The sequence below is a fragment of the Leifsonia shinshuensis genome, assembly GCF_022606355.1.
Lineage (GTDB): Bacteria > Actinomycetota > Actinomycetes > Actinomycetales > Microbacteriaceae > Leifsonia > Leifsonia shinshuensis_B.
The window spans coordinates 596,357-612,394 of the sequence record NZ_JAHHZQ010000002.1 but is presented as its reverse complement, the minus strand read 5'-3'; the positions used below and the strand labels follow the sequence as shown (position 1 = coordinate 612,394).

Here is a 16,038-nt window from a genome sequence, read left to right as displayed (position 1 = left end):
CACTCGAACAGAAGGAAGCAGGATGTCCAGACTCACTGGTCTGCGCCGCCACCCGGTCGCCTCGGCCGGCCTTGCGCTGCTCGGCGCCGCGACCCTCACGGCGGCCGGCGTGCTCGCCGTCGCTCCCGCGTCGGCGTTCCCCGGTCACGGGGACCCCGACCACTCCCACCAGACCCAGACCCCGATCAAGCACCTCGTCGTGATCTTCGACGAGAACATCTCCTTCGACCACTACTTCGGCACCTACCCGAACGCGACGAACACCGACGGCACGCCGTTCACCGCCGCCAAGAACACCCCGAAGACGAACACCCTCGTCACCAGCGGGACGCTCACCGACAACCCCAACCTCTACAAGCCGACTCGGCTGACACCGGCGCAGGCGCTCACCTGCGACCAGAATCACAGCTACGCGGCCGAGCAGGCGGCGGTCGACGGCGGCAAGATGGACCTGTTCGTCCAGAAGACCGAGACCGACACCTGCACCGGCAACTTCGGCCAGCCGGGTCTCGTCATGGACTACTACGACGGCAACACCGTCACCGGGCTCTGGAACTACGCCCAGAACTACGCCATGAGCGACAACATGTGGGACACCACCTTCGGCCCGTCGACCCCCGGCGCGCTGAACCTGATCTCGGGCCAGACCCACGGCGGCACCGCGTACGACCCCACCACCGGGGCCGTACTTCCGGTCTCCGGATCGGTGCAGTCGAAGAACGCCGCCGGTGTCGGCACCGTGATCGGCGACCCCGACCCGGTGTACGACGACTGCTCGGACAACGACCACACCTCGACCTCCGCCCTGGTGGGCATGGCCGGTAAGAACGTGGGCGACCTGCTCAACGCGCGCGGTGTCAGCTGGGGCTGGTTCCAGGGCGGCTTCACGCCGACCACCGCGTGGAACGGCACGGCCGGCACCTACGCCAAGTGCGACGCGACCACCGCGAACGTGGGAGGCGCGACGCCGAAGGACTACTCGCCGCACCACAACCCGTTCTCGTACTACAAGTCCACCTCGAACCCGCACCACCTCCCGCCGACGTCGACCAAGGCCATCGGCCACACCGACCAGGCCAATCACCAGTACGACCTGACCTCGTTCGACAAGGCGCTGGCGGCGAACAACCTGCCGGCCGTCTCGTTCCTCAAGGCTCCGGAGGCGCAGGACGGCCACGCCGGCTACTCCGACCCGCTGGACGAGCAGAAGTTCATCGTCAACGAGATCAACGCCCTCCAGAAGTCGAAGGACTGGTCGAGCACCGCTGTCGTCATCACGTATGACGACTCCGACGGCTGGTACGACCACGTCGCGCCGACCGTGACCAACGGCTCGAACGACGCGGCCGTCGACTCGACGGTCTGCACCACGCAGACGAAGATCGCCGGCGGCTACGCCGACCGCTGCGGTCCGAGCCAGCGCCTGCCGTTCCTCGTCGTCTCGCCGTGGGCCGCTCAGAACAAGGTGGACCACACCGCGATCGAGCAGACCAGCCCGCTGAAGTTCATCGAGGACAACTGGCGCACCGGCCGCATCGGCGACGCGTCGTTCGACGCGCGCGCCGGCTCGCTGAACGGCCTGTTCGACTGGCGCCACCCGCAGCAGCGCGAGGTGCTGCTGAGCCCGACCACCGGTGCCGTCAGCCAGGTCATCCCCACCCACGGCCACTGGGGCGACGACCAGCAGTGATCCAACCCCCGAAGGGCACGTTGTTGTCGCTTTTCCCCGCGGAGAGTGACAACGACGTGCCCTTCGTCGCTGGTTTCAGGGCTCAGCGTTCGCCGGCGAGGTACTCGTCGAGGGAGAGCGGGCGGCGGCCGGTGACGCGCTCGACGTCGCCGCTCACGCCCGCGAACTCGCCGGCGGCTATGGCCGTGTAGGTGGAGACCCACGCGTCGTACTGCCACTGCGGGGCGTCCCACTTCGTGCGGGACCGGTACGCCTCCTCCACCGTCTCGTCGTGGAACGACACGGGACGGCCCAGATGGGCCGTCAGCTTCTCGGCGACCTCCGACATCGTCAGCTCCTCCGGACCGGTCAGGTCGTACGCGACGTTGCGATGCTGCTCGGGATGCTGCATGGCGATCGCTGCCACACGGGCGACGTCGGCCCTGGCGACCATCGCGGCGCGCCCGCGGTCGGCGGGCCCACGGATCACGCCGTCGTCGCCCACCATGAACTCGACGAAGTCCAGGTAGAGGTTGTCACGGAGGAACGTGTACGACATCCCGCTGCCGGCGATCCGCTCCTCGGTCGCGAAGTGGTCCCGCGCCAGTGTGAACGTCGCGTCTGGCGCCGCGCCGAAGAACGACGTGTAGACGACGTGCTTCACGCCCGCGGCCTCGGCCGCATCCACGAACGTGATGTGCTCGCGCAGGCGCTCGGCGTTCTCGGCCGCCGACACCATGAGCAGCGTGTCGACGCCCTCCAGCGCCGCGCGCGCCGACACCGGGTCGCCGTAGCTGCAGGCGACGACCTCGGTGTTCGGGTACCGCGGTGCCCGTTCCGGCGACCGCGCCAGCATGCGGAACGGAACCCCCGCATACGACAGCGCGTCCGCCACGCGCCGTCCGACCACCCCCGTGACGCCCGTCACCGCGACAATTCCCATCACAGCCTCCGTCCAGCACCGTCGAATACGCCAATGATCGGTCAGAAACCGCAACCGAGTCCACTGAGAATCGACGAAGTCCGCAGGGGCTGTTGACCCTCACACCGTGTCAGGCTGGAGCGTGGCCACCGTCATGTACACCATCGGAGAGTTCGCCGCGATCGGGCGGATCAGCGTCAGGATGCTGCGGCACTACGACGCGATCGATCTGCTGCCGCCGGCGCGCGTCGACGAATACAGCGGCTACCGCTACTACGCAGACGCGCAGCTGGCCGACCTGCTGCTGATCGTCGAGCTGCGCCAGCTCGGCATCGGGCTCGACGCCATCGCCGCCGTGCTCGCCTCTGCCGACCTGCAGGCCGCCCTGTCAGCGGCGCTGCGGCAGCGCCGGGTCGAGCTGGAGGCGGGGATCGCCGACGACCGCGACCGGCTCGACCGCCTCGAGCGGCGTCTCCGCATACTGGAAGGAACCGAGACCATGTCCACATCCGTCGAGTACCGCCCGCTGGAGGCGCTCACCGTCTACGCCGTCAGCGGCACTGCGCCCGGCATGGGCAACGAGTTCATCGGGCCGATGGTCGGCCCGCTGATCGGCTCGCTCGACCAAGCCCTCGCGGCCGCTGGCCGCCCCATCCTGGAGCCCTCGGTCTTCTGGTACGAAGCCCGCGACGACGAGCGCCTGGAGGTGCACATCTCCTACCCCGCGGACTCTCCCGCGCAGCCCGGCGACGGCTATGACGTCGTCGAGCTGCCGGAAGTCCCGCTCGCCGCGACCCTGCTGCACCACGGCGACATGACCGGAATCGGCGACTCCTGGATGGCGCTCACCGAGCGTCTGGTCGCCGACGGCTACCGCGTCGTCGGCCCGACCCGCGAGGTCTACGTCCAGGCCACCGGCCACATCCCAGCGCCCGACTGGATCACCGAGCTGCAGGCTCCCGTCGAGCGCGTCTCCTGACGCAGCGCCGGATCAGGCGGACGGACCGGTCGGGATCGTGGCCGCCAGCCCCGGCGTCACATCGACCCAGCCGACCGATCCGCCGAGCTGGTAGAGGCGCGCCATGGAGGCGATGGGCCGCTTGGTGCCGCCGACCAGCTGGTAGATCGTGCCGTTGGGGGTTCGGATGAAGGCGGTCGCCGGTGCACTCCGGGTCAACAGTGCGCAGGTGTAGGCGTCGAGTGAGGTGAACACCAGTGGATACAGCGGCTTCGTCGTCGCGTCCAACGCGCGAAGGGCACCGGATGCGGCGACGTAGTCCGTGCCGCCGCAGACGATGCCATAACCCATCAGCGCCGCCGTCGGATACCCCGCCAGCGCGGCGTCCGAGACCACCGCCGTGCCGGTGATCCCGATCGATGCCGGGTAGTCGAAGGTCGAGACCGGGATCTTGTCGGTCAGGCCGTCGACCAGGTACACGCTCGCCTTGGTGGGGCTGCGCACCAGCGAGCCCACGGTCAGCGCCACCGGTCCGACCGGGAGGCCGGCGACGACCGAGGCGGGAACGGTCTGGATCACCGGGCTGGTGCCCTTCGGCGTGAGCGAGAGCAACGCCGGCCATGACGACACCGGCCGGATGGAGGTCGGCGCGACCACGTAGACCGTATTGTTCGACGGCGACTTGATGAAGGAGCCCACCGCGTAACCGCCGGGAGTCGTCGGCGAGGGTGTGGGCGTCGGAGTCGGTGTGGGGGTCGGGGTGAGGGTCGGCGTCGGAGTCGGAGTCGCAGTCGCAGTCGCCCCGACCGTGTACGAACCGGAGACGGCCGTCGACCGGCTGCGGACGCCCCAGCCCGCGACCACGCGATAGGTGTGCGCACCCGCCGCCTGCGCCGGAACGGTCAGCGTCCACTGGGTGCTCGACGCATCCACGGCACCCGTCGCCGCAGCGGCCGTGCCGCCGTCGACGTAGACGGAGACCGAGTCGCCTGTCGCCGCGTTGGGCAGCGTTCCCTGCAGGACCGTGGAGGTGCCAGGGGTCACGGTGGAGACCACAGGGGCGTCGACCGCGACCATGGGCTCCCAGCCCGTCTGCTGCGCGGTGATGCTGCTCGGTGAGCCCTGCACTGGGTAGATGGCCGAGTAGCCGGAGCTGTCGGTGCAGGCCGCGCTCGACCAGGTACCGCTCGAATTCACCCCCACTGCGTAGAAGCCGATCATCGCCGGGCCGCCGCTGTCGCCGTGGTACATGCACATGCTCGTCTGCACCGAGTTGACCGTGTAGCCGCCGTCGATGCCCTGTGCGTAGTTCACGCGTTGGACCGTGCCGCACGACCAGCCGGTGGTGCGACCGGACTTGCACACGTACGCTCCGACAGTGGCGGTGATCGTGCCGCGGACGGGGACCGTGCTCCCGTCCCACGTCGACGAGGCCGGCTTCGGGCTCAGCGAGGCGTTGGCCACATCGATCAGACCGGAGTCGTAGCCCCCTCCGAACTGGAACGAGGCGTATTCGAGCGTTCCGATGGTCGAGCCGGAGGTCCCCGACTGATTCGGCTGGCTCTGCACATAGCGCGTGGCGGTGACCGGCGCGGCGGGAACGGGCGAGTTGCCTCGGAGGCAGTGACCGGCGGTCGCCACGGTCGCAGCGCCTGACGCGTTCCAGCCGTTGAAACCCGTCGAGCAGATGGCGATGGAGGTGCTGCTCAGCGGCAGATACCAGCCGGTGCCGTTCACGAGGTCTTCGTAGGAGGAGGCCGTGGCCACCGGCGGGGCGGACGGCGGGGCGGACGAGGTGGGCTCGGCTCCGATCGCGGTCGCAGCTTCCGCCTGCTCGGAGCTCGCGGTGTGCACTTTGAGGACGCTGCCGGCGAGCCACACGTCGGACGGGTCGATGCCCGCCGCGGTCAACCGGGTGATGGTCGACGGAGCCGCGGCGGCCGCCTGGGCTCCGGCGAGGTACTGCTCCGGCGTGATGTGGAGGTCGCGGACGATCGCCGTCTTCAGGCCGCCGGGCAGCGCGGACGGGTTCGCGGGCGGCGGCGTGCTCTGCGTCGCCGACGCGTCCGGTGACCGAGCCGGCTCCGGTGCCTGCGACGCGGTGAGCGGCGAACCGGAGAGCGGCGAACCGGCTCCGTCCGCGTGGGAGGTTCCCGTCTGCGACGGTGTCCGCGCGCTGCTGTCGGCCGCCGGGGCGGCGGTGCACCCGGCCAGGACGGCTGCCGCCAGCGACGAGCCGGCGATCGCGGCCACGACGGCCGCATAGCGCTTGGTGTGCACGGGGCAGCTCCGCTTCCGATCCGGGCGAGTGCGGATCGATCCGATACTACGGGCCGCTCCGCAGGGCGCCTATGGTCGGCGCACACTGACACGGGAACGCGCGGAGTCGGGACCCGGCCGCCGACGCCGATGACATGCCGGCGGCCGGGAGTCGTGGCGGCTAGATGCCGCGTGCGAGGCGCTGGTAGGCGGCGTTCCAGTCGAGCTCGCGGGAGAACGCACGCAGCGTCGTGTCGTCGTCGATGACGAGCAGCTCGGTGCGGGCCATCCTGGCGTAGTCCTCGAACGCCTGGATGCCGACGGCCGTGCTCATCACCGTGTGGTGGGCGGCGCCGGCCTCCAGCCACGCGGTCGCCGACGTGGTGAAGTCGGGAGCCGGCTTCCACACGGCGCGCCCGACCGGGAGCTTCGGCAGCGGAGCCGACGGCTCCACGACCTCCACGACGTTGGCGACGAGCCGGAACCGGTCTCGCAGGTCCGAGAGCGCCACCACCACGGCGGGGCCGGGGTCGGCCGTGAAGACCAGGCGCACCGGGTCGTCCTTGCCGCCGATGCCGAGCGGGTGGACCTCGAGGCTCGGCTTCGCGGACGTGAGCGAGGGCGCGACCTCCAGCATGTGCGCGCCGAGGATGCGCTCGTCGCCCGGCGTCAGGTCGTAGGTGTAGTCCTCCATCAGCGAGGCGCCGCCCGGGAGACCCGCGCCCATGACGTTCGCCGCGCGCACCAGGATCGCGGTCTTCCAGTCGCCCTCCGCGCCGAAGCCGTAGCCCTCGGCCATCAGGCGCTGCACGGCCAGGCCGGGCAGCTGCTTCAGAGCGCCGAGGTCTTCGAAGCTCGTCGTGAAGGCGCCGAAGCCGCCCTCCTCGAGGAACGAGCGCAGCCCCAGTTCGATGGCGGCGCCGTCGCGCAGCGACTGGTGACGGTCGCCGCCGCGGCGGAGCTCGGGGACGACGTCGTACAGCTCTTCGTACTCGGCGACGAGCGCGTCGACGTCGGAGGACGCGGCCGCGGCGACGGCGTCGGCCAGCTCGGTGACGCCCCAGGTGTTCACCTGCACGCCGAACCGCAGCTCGGCCTCCGTCTTGTCGCCCTCCGTGACGGCCACGAACCGCATGTTGTCGCCGAAGCGCGCCAGCTTGAGCGAGCGCGTCGCGGCCCACCCTGCCGCGGCGCGCGTCCAGGTGCCGATGCGTTGCGTCACGGCCGGGCTGCTGACGTGCCCGACGACGGTCGTGCGCGGCACCCCGAGGCGCGTCTGGATGTAGCCGAACTCGCGGTCGCCGTGCGCGGCCTGGTTGAGGTTCATGAAGTCGAAGTCGATCTCGCCCCACGGCAGCTCGACGTTCGCCTGCGTGTGGAAATGCAGCAGCGGCTTCTGGAGGGCGTCGAGGCCGGCGATCCACATCTTGGCCGGGCTGAAGGTGTGCATCCACGCGACCAGGCCGATGACGGCGTCGTCGGCGTTGGCCTCCAGCGCCGTGCGGCGGATCGCGGCCGAGTCGGTGAGAACGGGCTTCCAGACCACGCGCACCGGCACATCGGACGACGCGGCCAGCCGGTCGGCGATCGCGCGCGACTGCTCGGCGACCTGGGCGAGCGTCTCCGGGCCGTAGAGGTGCTGGCTGCCGGTGAGGAACCAGACCTCGTAGCCGTCGAGCCCGTTCGAGTTCGGGGAGGCGGTGAGCTTCGGCATCAGGCGAGGGTTCCTTCCGGGTTCTGTCCGTAGACGTTCTGGTAGCGGTCGAAGAGGCGGTCCACGGCCTCCGGCGGAATCGGGACGAGCGGGCCGCCCTGCCGGGCGATGTGCACGGTACGGGCCACGTCCTCCGCCATCACCGCGGCCTTGACCGCGTCGCGGGCGTCGCGGCCGATCGTGAAGACACCGTGGTTCTGCATCAGCACCGCGCGGCTGCGGTGGCCGTTCAGGGTCTGGACGATGCCGCGGCCGATGGAGTCGTCGCCGATGATCGCGAACGGCCCGACCGGGATCTCCCCGCCGAACTCGTCGGCCATCGCCGTGATGACGCACGGGATGGCCTCTGCGCGCGCCGCCCACGCCGTCGCGTAGGTGGAGTGGGTGTGCACGACGCCGCCGACCTCCGGGAGGTTGCGGTAGACGTACGCGTGCGCGGCGGTGTCGCTGGACGGCGAGCGCTCGGAGCCGAGCGAGCCGGGCACCACCACGCCGTCGAGCGTGCAGAGGATCATGTTCTCCGGCGCGAGGTCGTCGTAGTCGACGCCGCTCGGCTTGATGACGAAGAGGTCGGCGCCGGGAACGCGTCCTGACACGTTGCCGCCGGTCCAGACGACGAGGCCGTAGCGCACGAGTTCGGCGTGCAGCGCGGCGACCCGCTCGCGGACGTGGCGGACCGCGGCGGTCTCCAGCTCTGAGGTCATCGCGCGGCTCCCTTCAGGGCGATCGAGGCGACGGCAGCGCGCTCAGCGGCCAGCCCGTCGCGGTAGCGGTCGAGGTGGGCGGCGAACCCGGCGACGTCGTCGGGCTCCGGCTCCGTCGTATCGAAGACGAACCCGCCGAAGACGTCGCGCTGGAGGTAGGCGCCCAGGCCGTCGGCCGCGCCGTCGTCACGGCCGCCGGCTGCGTGGTCCAGGTAGGCCGCGAGCACCGCGATGCCCCACGCTCCGCCCTCCGACGCGGTCTGCGCGACTGAGACCGGGGCATCCAGGGCTCCGGCCAGGAAGCGCTGGGCGACCCCCGCGGTGCGGAACAGGCCGCCGTGCGCGAACATCCGGTCGAGCGCCACGCCCTCGCCGTCGAGCACGCGCATCCCGAGCGCCAACGTGCCGAACACGCCGTAGAGCTGGGCGCGCACGAAGTTGCCCAGGGTCAGGCGGCTGTCCGGCGTGCGGACGACCAACGGGCGCCCTTCGTCGAGGCCCGTGATCGGCTCGCCGGCGAGGTAGTTGTAGGCGAGGAGGCCTCCCGCGTCGGCCTCGCCGCTGAGCGCCTCGCGCAGCAGCGTGTCGAAGACCGCATCCGGGGCGACCGGTGTTCCCGCGGCCTCCGCGAACCTCCCGAACAGCGACGCCCAGGCGGAGAGCTCGCTCGCGCCGTTGTTGCAGTGCACCATCGCGACCGGGTCGCCGGCCGGTGTGGTGACCAGGTCGAGCTCGTGGTGCACGTGCTCCAACGGCCGCTCCAGCACGACCATGGCGAAGATGCTCGTGCCCGCGCTGACGTTGCCGGTGCGCGGCGCGACCGAGTTCGTCGCGACCATGCCGGTGCCCGCGTCGCCCTCCGGAGGGCAGAGCGGCGCGCCGGGCCGGAGCGCCCCCGTCGGGTCGAGCAGCGTGGCACCCTCGGCGGTGAGCTCGCCTGCGGGGCGACCGGCGACCAGCACCTCAGGGAGGAGATGGGCGAGCGGGGGGATCTCGGCGCGGGTCGCCGCGAGGGCGTCGTAGCGGGCGACGAGGTCGGCATCGTAGGTGGCGGTCGCCTGGTCGATGGGGAACATCCCCGACGCGTCGCCCACCCCGAGCACGTGGCGGCCGGTGAGCCTTCTGTGCACGTAGCCGGCGAGCGTGGTGATCGAGTCGAGCCTGGCGAGATGCGGCTCACCGTCGACGACCGCCTGGTGGAGGTGCGCGATCGACCAGCGCAGCGGGATGTTGACGCCGAACAGCGCGGTCAGCTCGGCGCTCGCGGCGCCGGTCGTGGTGTTGCGCCAGGTGCGGAACGGCACGAGCAGCTCGCCGTCGGCGTCGAGCGCGAGGTAGCCGTGCATCATCGCGGAGACGCCGATCGCGGCGAACGTCTGCGGGCGGGCGCCGTGACGGCGCTCGACGTCGGCGAGAAGGTCGGCGTAGGCCGCTTGCACGCCGGACCAGACCGCGTCGAGCGAGTAGGTCCACTGCCGGTCGGCGAACTCGTTCTCCCAGTGATGCGAGCCGACGGCGAGCACGGAGGCCGGGTCGTCGGCGTCGACCAGGCAGGCCTTGATGCGGGTGGAGCCGAGCTCGATGCCGAGCGCGGTGCGGCCGGAGCGGAGGGCGGCGCCGGCGCGTGCGCCGGCCTGTGCGGCGCTGGCCTCGGTGGCCGAGGTGTCGGCTGCCATGGTTCTCTCCCACTCCCTTGTGACCGGTCACATTGCTGCGTCGAGCATACACGCACCCCCTCCACCCGGACACCCACCGCTGCCGAAGGGCACCCAAATGCCCCTAAAACGCCCGGGAAGGGGCGCTTGGGTGCCCTTCGATCGCCCGCCGCCGCGCTAGACGGAGTCGCGGACGACCAGCACCGGGGCGACAGGCGCGGCGAACGCGAGCTCACGGCCCTCGATGAGGGCGACGAGCCGCGCGATGCAGCGGCGGCCGAGCTCCGGGAAGTCCTGCCGCACGGTCGTCAGCGGTGGCGAGAAGAAGGCGGCCTCCGGGATGTCGTCGAACCCGACGAGCGCCAGGTCGTCCGGCACGCGCAGGCCGAGCACCCGGGTCGCGTGCAGCACGCCCAGCGCCATCTGGTCGTTCGACGAGAAGATCGCGGTGGGTGCATCCCGGGCCGCGAGCAGCTCGGCGCCGATGGCCGCACCGGACGCGGCGGTCCAGTCGCCCTCCCGCGAGACGACCGGCTCCAGCCCGGCGGCGGAGAGCTCGGCGACGAACCCTTCGCGGCGGGCGCGCGCCTCCGACCAGTCCGCAGGCCCGCTCAGGTGGGCGATGCGCGTGTGTCCGCGCTCGATCAGGTGGCGGGTTGCGATGCGAGCACCCTCGAACTGGTCCACGAACACGCCCTCGTCTCCGGCGACCCCCGCACCGTGCAGGGCCACGGACGGCACAGACAGCGACAGCGCGGCCATGGCCTCCTGCACGGCCCGCTGCGGGGCGATGACCACGACGCCCTCGACGGACTGCGCGCCGAGGTGATCGATGGCGGCGGTCAGCTCGGCGCGGTCGAGGGACGCCGCGTGCGCGACCGTCACGAAGTAGCCGGCCTCCCGCCCGGCCTGCTCGACCGCGTCGATGCTGGAGGCCGGGCCGAAGAGCGACGACGCCGAGGCCGCGAGCACGCCGATGGTGCGCGAGCGCGCGGTGGTGAGCATGCGGGCGGCGCGGTTCGGCCGGAAGTTGAGGTCGGCCATCGCGCCGAGCACCCGCTCGCGCGTCTCGGGGCGGATGCTGGGATGGTCGTTGAGCACGCGCGACACGGTCTGGCGTGACACGCCGGCAGCGGCCGCGACCTCCCGCACGCCCGGCGCCCGCCCGCTGTCACTCACATCCACACCCTAACGGCCGCCCGGCACGCATCGAGGGGCACGTCGTTGTCGCTTCGCGGGGCGAAAAGCGACAACGACGTGCCCCTCGGGTTCTGGATGGGGTTACGCGACGACCGCGAAGCCTCCGGTCCAGGAGACACGCTCGGCCGCGGCGAGCGAGATCTGCAGGAAGCCGAGGGCTTCGAGCTCGCGGGCGCGGCGGAGGGAGCCGGCGTCCACGGCGTTCAGGCCGCCCGCCCGCACCAGGCCGCCGAGCTCGGCTTTGGCCGCGTCGTCGTCGCCGGCGATGAGCACCGTGGTGGTCTCCGCCCCGACCTTTCCGGTGGCGAGCGTCGCGGCGAAGGTCGTGTTGAAGGCCTTGAGCACGGTCGATTCGGGCAGCGCGGCCGCGATCACGGCGGCGGCCGACGAGTCGGAGGGAACGGTCAGGCCGTCGAAGGTCGCGAAGTCGACCGGGTTGGTGATGTCGACGACGGCCTTGCCCGCGAGCTGAGCGCCGTAGGTCGCGAGCACGGCGTCCACCTCGGGGTACGGCACCGCGAGCACGACGATCGATCCGTCCACCGTGCCGCCGTCGCGACCGAGGTACTGCACGGTGCTGCCACCCGCGGCGACGACTCCGCCGATCGCCTTCGCCATGTTGCCGTTTCCGATGATGCTGACCGTGGTCATGAGCCTGTTCTCCTTCTCGAGGTTCTGGGGGTCCGCGCCAACTTTTGTTGACGCTTCAACTAAACGATAACCCCAGTTGGTTGAAGCGTCAAGTAATCGGGTAGAATGCTCTCCATGAGCACGAACGAGGACCTCGCCGGCCGCGAACGCGACGCCTGGCTCGGGCTCGTCGCGCTCACCCAGCTTCTGCCGCCCGTACTCGACGGCCAGCTCGCCCGCGACGCCGCCTCGACCCACTACGAGTACTTCGTGCTCTCGCGGCTCGCCGAGGAGCCGAATCACCGCATGCGGCTCAGTGCGCTGGCGACCGCGACGAACGCCTCCGTCTCGCGGTTGAGCCATGTGATCACACGGCTCGAAGCCCGCGACCTCGTGCGCCGGATGCCCTGCGAGGAGGACGGCCGCGCCACCAACGCCGTGCTCACCGAGGCGGGCGCCGCCGTCGTCGCGGAGGCAGCACCCGGGCACCTCGAGACCGTCCGCGAGCGCATCCTCGGAGCGCTTCGCCCTGAGCAGGTCGAGCAGCTCGCCGACATCTCGGCCGCCCTCGTCGGGGCGATCGATCCGGCGCGTCGTCCGTCCGACGCCTGCGCGAGCATCGTGCAGACCGCCGAGGGGCACGCAAGCGCCCCTATCCCGGGGGCTTAGGGGCGCTTACGTGCCCCTCGAAGCCGTTCAGTCGATGAGGTCGAGGGCCGCCAGGCGCTCCAGGACCGCACGGCCGGCGGGCGGGCAGCGCTCGGCGTCCGCGGTGGTGACCCAGTGGATGGCGCCCACCTCGGCCGAGGGCTCGGGCTCGGCGTCGGTCTGCGCCCGGAACACGGTCATGTGCACCATCCTGCCGTCCGGCTCGCCGTGCGCCTGCGTGCGCACCTCGAACAGCTCGACCAGCCCGGCGGGGTCGAGGACCAGCGAGACCTCTTCTCGGGCCTCCCTGGCCGCGGCCTGCACGGCCGTCTCGCCTGCGTCGATCTTGCCGCCCGGCATGTAGTGCACATCCCGGCCCCGAGCGGTCACCATGAGCACCCGTCGGTCGCGCACGAGCGCGACGGCCGACACCAGCAGGGGAGGCAACGTCATCCCCCCACGCTACTGACCGCGCGCGATGCCCACTCGCGATGCCATGCTGTGGGGATGATCAGCGCAGACTTCGCACGCCGCTTCGTCGATCAGTGGGTCGCGGACTGGAACGCGCACGACCTGGACGCCCTGCTGGCCCACTACACCGACGGCGTCGTCTTCTCGTCACCGCTCGCGGAGCGGTTCCTGCCCGGTAGCGAGGGCGTCGCACACGGCAAGGACGCCCTGCGCGTGTACTGGACCGCGGGGCTGGCCGCCGTGCCCGACCTCCGGTTCGAGGTGCTCGAGCATTACGTCGGCACGAGCACGATCGTCATCCGCTACCGCAATCAGAGCGGAGGAGTCGTCTGCGAAGTGCTCGAGTTCGACGGCGAGCTGGTGAGCCGCGGACACGGGACGTACCTGCCGAACTGAGCGGCGGCGTGCCGAGCGGCAGCACACCGAGCGGCGGGCGCTAGCGGTCTTCCGCGACCTGCCGCAGCTGTCGCAGCCCCTTCTCGAAGTCGCCGCCGACGAGCCGGTCGAGGTTGAAGAACCGGCTGAAGAACGTCTTGGGGCTCTCCATCCTCCAGATGACCCGGGTGCCTTCACCCTCGTCCGTGAGCGAGAAGCGGATGAGGCTGTGCGACCGGAACGGGCGCGTGAAGACCAGATCGATGCCCACCCCGTCGTCCTGCACATCCTCGATGCGCATGCTGCCGGCTCCGGCCTTGCGGTTGCCGTTCCAGCTGTAGGTGGAGCCGACGGCGCCGGGCGTGCCCGTGTACTCGCGGCTCATCGCCGGGTCGGTGCCCTCCCACGGCGACCACTCGATCCACTTCGGGAGCTCCGCGACGAGCGGCAGCACGGCCTCCCGGGGCGCATGGATGGTTTCGGTGCGCTCGACGACGACGGTTGCGGCCATGCGCACACCTTAGCGGCATGGCATGATCGGGCTGTGACCGGGCGAACAATGCTCCTCGACAGCGCTTCCCTCTACTTCCGCGGCTTCTACGGCGTGCCAGATACGGTGCGCTCCCCGGACGGCACGCCCGTCAACGCGGTGCGCGGGCTGCTCGACATCATCGCGAAGCTGGTGACCGAGTACGGTCCGGAGTCGCTCGTCGCCTGCTGGGACGACGACTGGCGCCCGGGGTGGCGCGTCGACCTCATCCCGAGCTACAAGGCGCACCGCGTCGCGCAGGAGGTCCCCGGGGGCGTGGACGTCGAGGAGGTGCCGGCCGAGCTGGTGGTGCAGGTGCCGGTCATCCGGGAGGTGCTCGACGCGCTCGGCATCCCGATCGTGGGCGCGGCGGAGGCCGAGGCCGACGATGTGATCGGCACGCTCGCGACCGGCGCGTCCGGACCGGTGGACGTGGTGACGGGCGACCGCGACCTGTTCCAGTTGGTGGACGACGAGGCGGATGTGCGGGTGGTCTACACGGCGCGCGGAATGAGCAATCTGGAGGTGCTGACCGACGCGGTCGTCGTGGCGAAATACGGCATCCACGCGCGCCAGTACGCGGACTTCGCGGTGATGCGCGGCGATACGTCCGACGGGTTGCCCGGGGTGGCCGGCGTCGGCGAGAAGACGGCGATGGCGCTGCTCACCGAGTACGGCGACCTCACCGGGATCGAGGCCGCCGCCTCCGACCCGGCCTCGGCGATGAAGCCGGCGCTGCGCGCGCGATTCGACGCGGCCGTGGACTACCTCGCCGTGGCACCGAAAGTGGTGAAGGTCGTGCGCGACCTCCCGATCGCGCCGGTGGATGCTCGGCTGCGCGTGCCGACCGCCGAACAGCGCGAGACGCTCGACGCCCTCGCCGAGCGGTGGGCGCTCGGCGGCTCCCTCGACCGCGCGCTCACCGCGCTCACGGCCGCCGCCGACGCCGCCGGCGCCGCCGACGCCTGACCGAGGCGGCGCAGAATCGCCGCCTCCGAAGCGGCCGCCCGCGGCTACTGGGCGGCGGGATCCCAGCGCCACAGTTCGCGCTGGGCGAGGAGGGCGAGCTCACGGAGCACGTCGAGGTCGCCCTCCGACTCGGAGGGACGCCTGGGCGTGCGGCCGAAGACGCACATCGCACCGATGCGCGTTCCATCCGGAGCCTCCACCGGGTAGCCGGCGTAGAAGCGCAGGTGCGCGGGTCCGGTCACGAGCGCGCTCGACGCGAAGCGTTCGTCCTGCTCGGCGTCCGGCACCACCATCCCGTCCGGCGCCTGGATGGTGTGCAGGCACGCCGACTGCTCGATCGGGATCTCGGTGAGCGACGCCCCGACCGCGGCCAGCGGCCACTCGGTGCTGTCGTCCAACACGGTGAACATCGCGATCTCGGCGCCGAGTGTGCGCTGAGCGGTGCCGACCAGCCCGGTCAGCCTCCCGTCGCGCTTGTGCTCGGCGAGGCGCAGCCGCTCGATCGCCGCCACGCGGTCCCCGGGCTCCGAGGCGCGGTGCTCCTCCTCGATCTCGTGGCCGATGAGCGCCGGCGCCAGCGTGTCGGCGATCCGCCGTGCCCAAAAGAGATAGTCGGCCGGACTGCGGTGACGGCCGCCCTCCGCCTGGGGTGACGCCGGCAGCGGGACGAAGGTCGCCCCGGCTTCGCCGCACGCCCGGGCGGCGGCACGGTTGAGGCGCTCCGCCTGCTCCTGCAGGAAGGCGCGGAACTCCTCGTCGAACGGCGGCAGCGAGCGGATGGGGTGAGCACCCAGCCAGGCGACGACGGGCACTCCGTTCGCCCGGACCTCTCGGATCAGCGCCTCGACGCGCGCACCCCAGCGCGCCGGCTCCACCATCCGCACCGCATCGGCGACCGCAGCGCTGAGGATCACGACGTCGTAGCGTCCCACCTCCGCCGAGCGCAACCGACGGGCCAGCCTGCGCACACCCGCCGACGGGTCCGCGATCACGTCGACGACGACGCCGCGGCCTGTCGTCGCCGCGATCGCGCGGGCGACCGCACCGGGCAGCGCCAGGTCGTGGCTGCCGACACCCCAGCCCACCACCGGGCCGGATCCTGCGAGGAGCACGCGCAGACTCGACCGGCCGGCCACGAACGCCTGCGGCGAGTCCGCTGGGCGTGCGAGCCCTTGCCGCACGGCGCCGACGCGCAGCAGCCTCACGCGCGCGACCCACCGCTGGAGTGCGCTCAGCCGGTCGTCGTCCACGCGATCGAACGTATCCCGGTCGGGGGTGTGGCGGGAGCACCCCGCCGGAAGAGCACGGACATACCGACAGGTACGTTCACGCCGC

The 16,038-nt window shown here is 71.4% G+C and carries 15 protein-coding genes; 5 read left to right on the top strand and 10 right to left on the bottom strand.

Annotated features, from left to right (window positions below):
* Positions 1–22 precede the first annotated feature (22 nt).
* The gene (locus tag KNO15_RS09880; RefSeq protein ID WP_241703532.1) at positions 23–1,690 is read left to right on the top strand and encodes a phospholipase C; all 1,668 of its coding nucleotides are present in this window, start codon (positions 23–25) and stop codon (positions 1,688–1,690) included.
* A gap of 82 nt (positions 1,691–1,772) precedes the next feature.
* Here KNO15_RS09880 and KNO15_RS09875 read toward each other — a convergent pair whose 3' ends face one another.
* Positions 1,773–2,612, bottom strand: coding sequence for an NAD(P)H-binding protein (locus KNO15_RS09875; protein WP_241703531.1), 840 nt, complete (start codon positions 2,610–2,612; stop codon positions 1,773–1,775).
* A 106-nt stretch (positions 2,613–2,718) separates the two neighbouring features.
* On the opposite strand from KNO15_RS09875, the gene KNO15_RS09870 reads away from it, so the two are divergent.
* A complete protein-coding gene (locus tag KNO15_RS09870) occupies positions 2,719–3,570 on the top strand; it encodes a MerR family transcriptional regulator (protein ID WP_241703529.1) in 852 nt (283 codons plus the stop codon).
* Between the two features lie 12 nt (positions 3,571–3,582).
* On the opposite strand, the gene KNO15_RS09865 is transcribed toward KNO15_RS09870, so the two are convergent.
* From KNO15_RS09865 to KNO15_RS09840, 6 genes are all read right to left on the bottom strand, one after another.
* Complete coding sequence (locus KNO15_RS09865) at positions 3,583–5,829, bottom strand: S1 family peptidase (protein ID WP_241703527.1); 2,247 nt, start codon at positions 5,827–5,829, stop codon at positions 3,583–3,585.
* Positions 5,830–5,989: 160 nt separating this feature from the next.
* On the bottom strand, positions 5,990–7,522 hold the full coding sequence (araA, locus tag KNO15_RS09860; RefSeq protein ID WP_241703526.1) for an L-arabinose isomerase: 1,533 nt from the start codon (positions 7,520–7,522) through the stop codon (positions 5,990–5,992).
* Positions 7,522–8,226 (bottom strand): L-ribulose-5-phosphate 4-epimerase, encoded by a 705-nt coding sequence (locus KNO15_RS09855; protein WP_241703525.1) that lies wholly within the window; start codon positions 8,224–8,226, stop codon positions 7,522–7,524. Before KNO15_RS09855 ends, araA begins: the two co-directional genes overlap by 1 nt.
* Positions 8,223–9,902 (bottom strand): xylulokinase, encoded by a 1,680-nt coding sequence (locus KNO15_RS09850; RefSeq protein ID WP_241703523.1) that lies wholly within the window; start codon positions 9,900–9,902, stop codon positions 8,223–8,225. Before KNO15_RS09850 ends, KNO15_RS09855 begins: the two co-directional genes overlap by 4 nt.
* 156 nt (positions 9,903–10,058) lie before the next feature.
* A complete protein-coding gene (locus KNO15_RS09845; RefSeq protein WP_241703521.1) occupies positions 10,059–11,060 on the bottom strand; it encodes a LacI family DNA-binding transcriptional regulator in 1,002 nt (333 codons plus the stop codon).
* A 102-nt stretch (positions 11,061–11,162) separates the two neighbouring features.
* Positions 11,163–11,732: an NADPH-dependent F420 reductase gene (locus KNO15_RS09840; RefSeq protein ID WP_241703520.1), complete on the bottom strand. Its 570-nt coding sequence runs from the start codon at positions 11,730–11,732 to the stop codon at positions 11,163–11,165.
* Between the two features lie 114 nt (positions 11,733–11,846).
* Here KNO15_RS09840 and KNO15_RS09835 point away from each other — a divergent pair, with 114 nt between their 5' ends.
* Positions 11,847–12,380 carry a MarR family winged helix-turn-helix transcriptional regulator gene (locus KNO15_RS09835; protein ID WP_241703517.1) on the top strand — a complete coding sequence of 178 codons (534 nt, stop codon included), beginning with the start codon at positions 11,847–11,849 and terminating at the stop codon, positions 12,378–12,380.
* Between the two features lie 27 nt (positions 12,381–12,407).
* Here the strand turns inward: KNO15_RS09835 and KNO15_RS09830 are convergent, their stop codons facing one another.
* Positions 12,408–12,812: an NUDIX hydrolase gene (locus KNO15_RS09830; protein WP_241703514.1), complete on the bottom strand. Its 405-nt coding sequence runs from the start codon at positions 12,810–12,812 to the stop codon at positions 12,408–12,410.
* A 54-nt stretch (positions 12,813–12,866) separates the two neighbouring features.
* On the opposite strand from KNO15_RS09830, the gene KNO15_RS09825 reads away from it, so the two are divergent.
* Complete coding sequence (locus KNO15_RS09825) at positions 12,867–13,226, top strand: nuclear transport factor 2 family protein (protein WP_241703512.1); 360 nt, start codon at positions 12,867–12,869, stop codon at positions 13,224–13,226.
* A gap of 40 nt (positions 13,227–13,266) precedes the next feature.
* Here KNO15_RS09825 and KNO15_RS09820 read toward each other — a convergent pair whose 3' ends face one another.
* On the bottom strand, positions 13,267–13,716 hold the full coding sequence (locus KNO15_RS09820) for an SRPBCC family protein (protein WP_241703510.1): 450 nt from the start codon (positions 13,714–13,716) through the stop codon (positions 13,267–13,269).
* 48 nt (positions 13,717–13,764) lie between these two features.
* On the opposite strand from KNO15_RS09820, the gene KNO15_RS09815 reads away from it, so the two are divergent.
* The gene (locus KNO15_RS09815) at positions 13,765–14,703 is read left to right on the top strand and encodes a 5'-3' exonuclease (protein ID WP_241703898.1); all 939 of its coding nucleotides are present in this window, start codon (positions 13,765–13,767) and stop codon (positions 14,701–14,703) included.
* Positions 14,704–14,747: 44 nt separating this feature from the next.
* Here the strand turns inward: KNO15_RS09815 and KNO15_RS09810 are convergent, their stop codons facing one another.
* Complete coding sequence (locus KNO15_RS09810) at positions 14,748–15,953, bottom strand: GDSL-type esterase/lipase family protein (RefSeq protein WP_241703507.1); 1,206 nt, start codon at positions 15,951–15,953, stop codon at positions 14,748–14,750.
* Positions 15,954–16,038 lie beyond the last annotated feature (85 nt).

What these genes read in the sequence shown, in the direction of transcription:
- KNO15_RS09830 (WP_241703514.1), bottom strand. Translation starts at nt 12,812, where the DNA reads ATGACGTTGCCTCCCCTGCTGGTGTCGGCCGTCGCGCTCGTGCGCGAC.
- KNO15_RS09840 (WP_241703520.1), bottom strand. Translation starts at nt 11,732, where the DNA reads ATGACCACGGTCAGCATCATCGGAAACGGCAACATGGCGAAGGCGATC.
- araA (WP_241703526.1), bottom strand. Translation starts at nt 7,522, where the DNA reads ATGCCGAAGCTCACCGCCTCCCCGAACTCGAACGGGCTCGACGGCTAC.
- KNO15_RS09815 (WP_241703898.1), top strand. Translation starts at nt 13,765, where the DNA reads ATGCTCCTCGACAGCGCTTCCCTCTACTTCCGCGGCTTCTACGGCGTG.
- KNO15_RS09835 (WP_241703517.1), top strand. Translation starts at nt 11,847, where the DNA reads ATGAGCACGAACGAGGACCTCGCCGGCCGCGAACGCGACGCCTGGCTC.
- KNO15_RS09855 (WP_241703525.1), bottom strand. Translation starts at nt 8,226, where the DNA reads ATGACCTCAGAGCTGGAGACCGCCGCGGTCCGCCACGTCCGCGAGCGG.
- KNO15_RS09880 (WP_241703532.1), top strand. Translation starts at nt 23, where the DNA reads ATGTCCAGACTCACTGGTCTGCGCCGCCACCCGGTCGCCTCGGCCGGC.
- KNO15_RS09850 (WP_241703523.1), bottom strand. Translation starts at nt 9,902, where the DNA reads ATGGCAGCCGACACCTCGGCCACCGAGGCCAGCGCCGCACAGGCCGGC.
- KNO15_RS09875 (WP_241703531.1), bottom strand. Translation starts at nt 2,612, where the DNA reads ATGGGAATTGTCGCGGTGACGGGCGTCACGGGGGTGGTCGGACGGCGC.
- KNO15_RS09820 (WP_241703510.1), bottom strand. Translation starts at nt 13,716, where the DNA reads ATGGCCGCAACCGTCGTCGTCGAGCGCACCGAAACCATCCATGCGCCC.
- KNO15_RS09825 (WP_241703512.1), top strand. Translation starts at nt 12,867, where the DNA reads ATGATCAGCGCAGACTTCGCACGCCGCTTCGTCGATCAGTGGGTCGCG.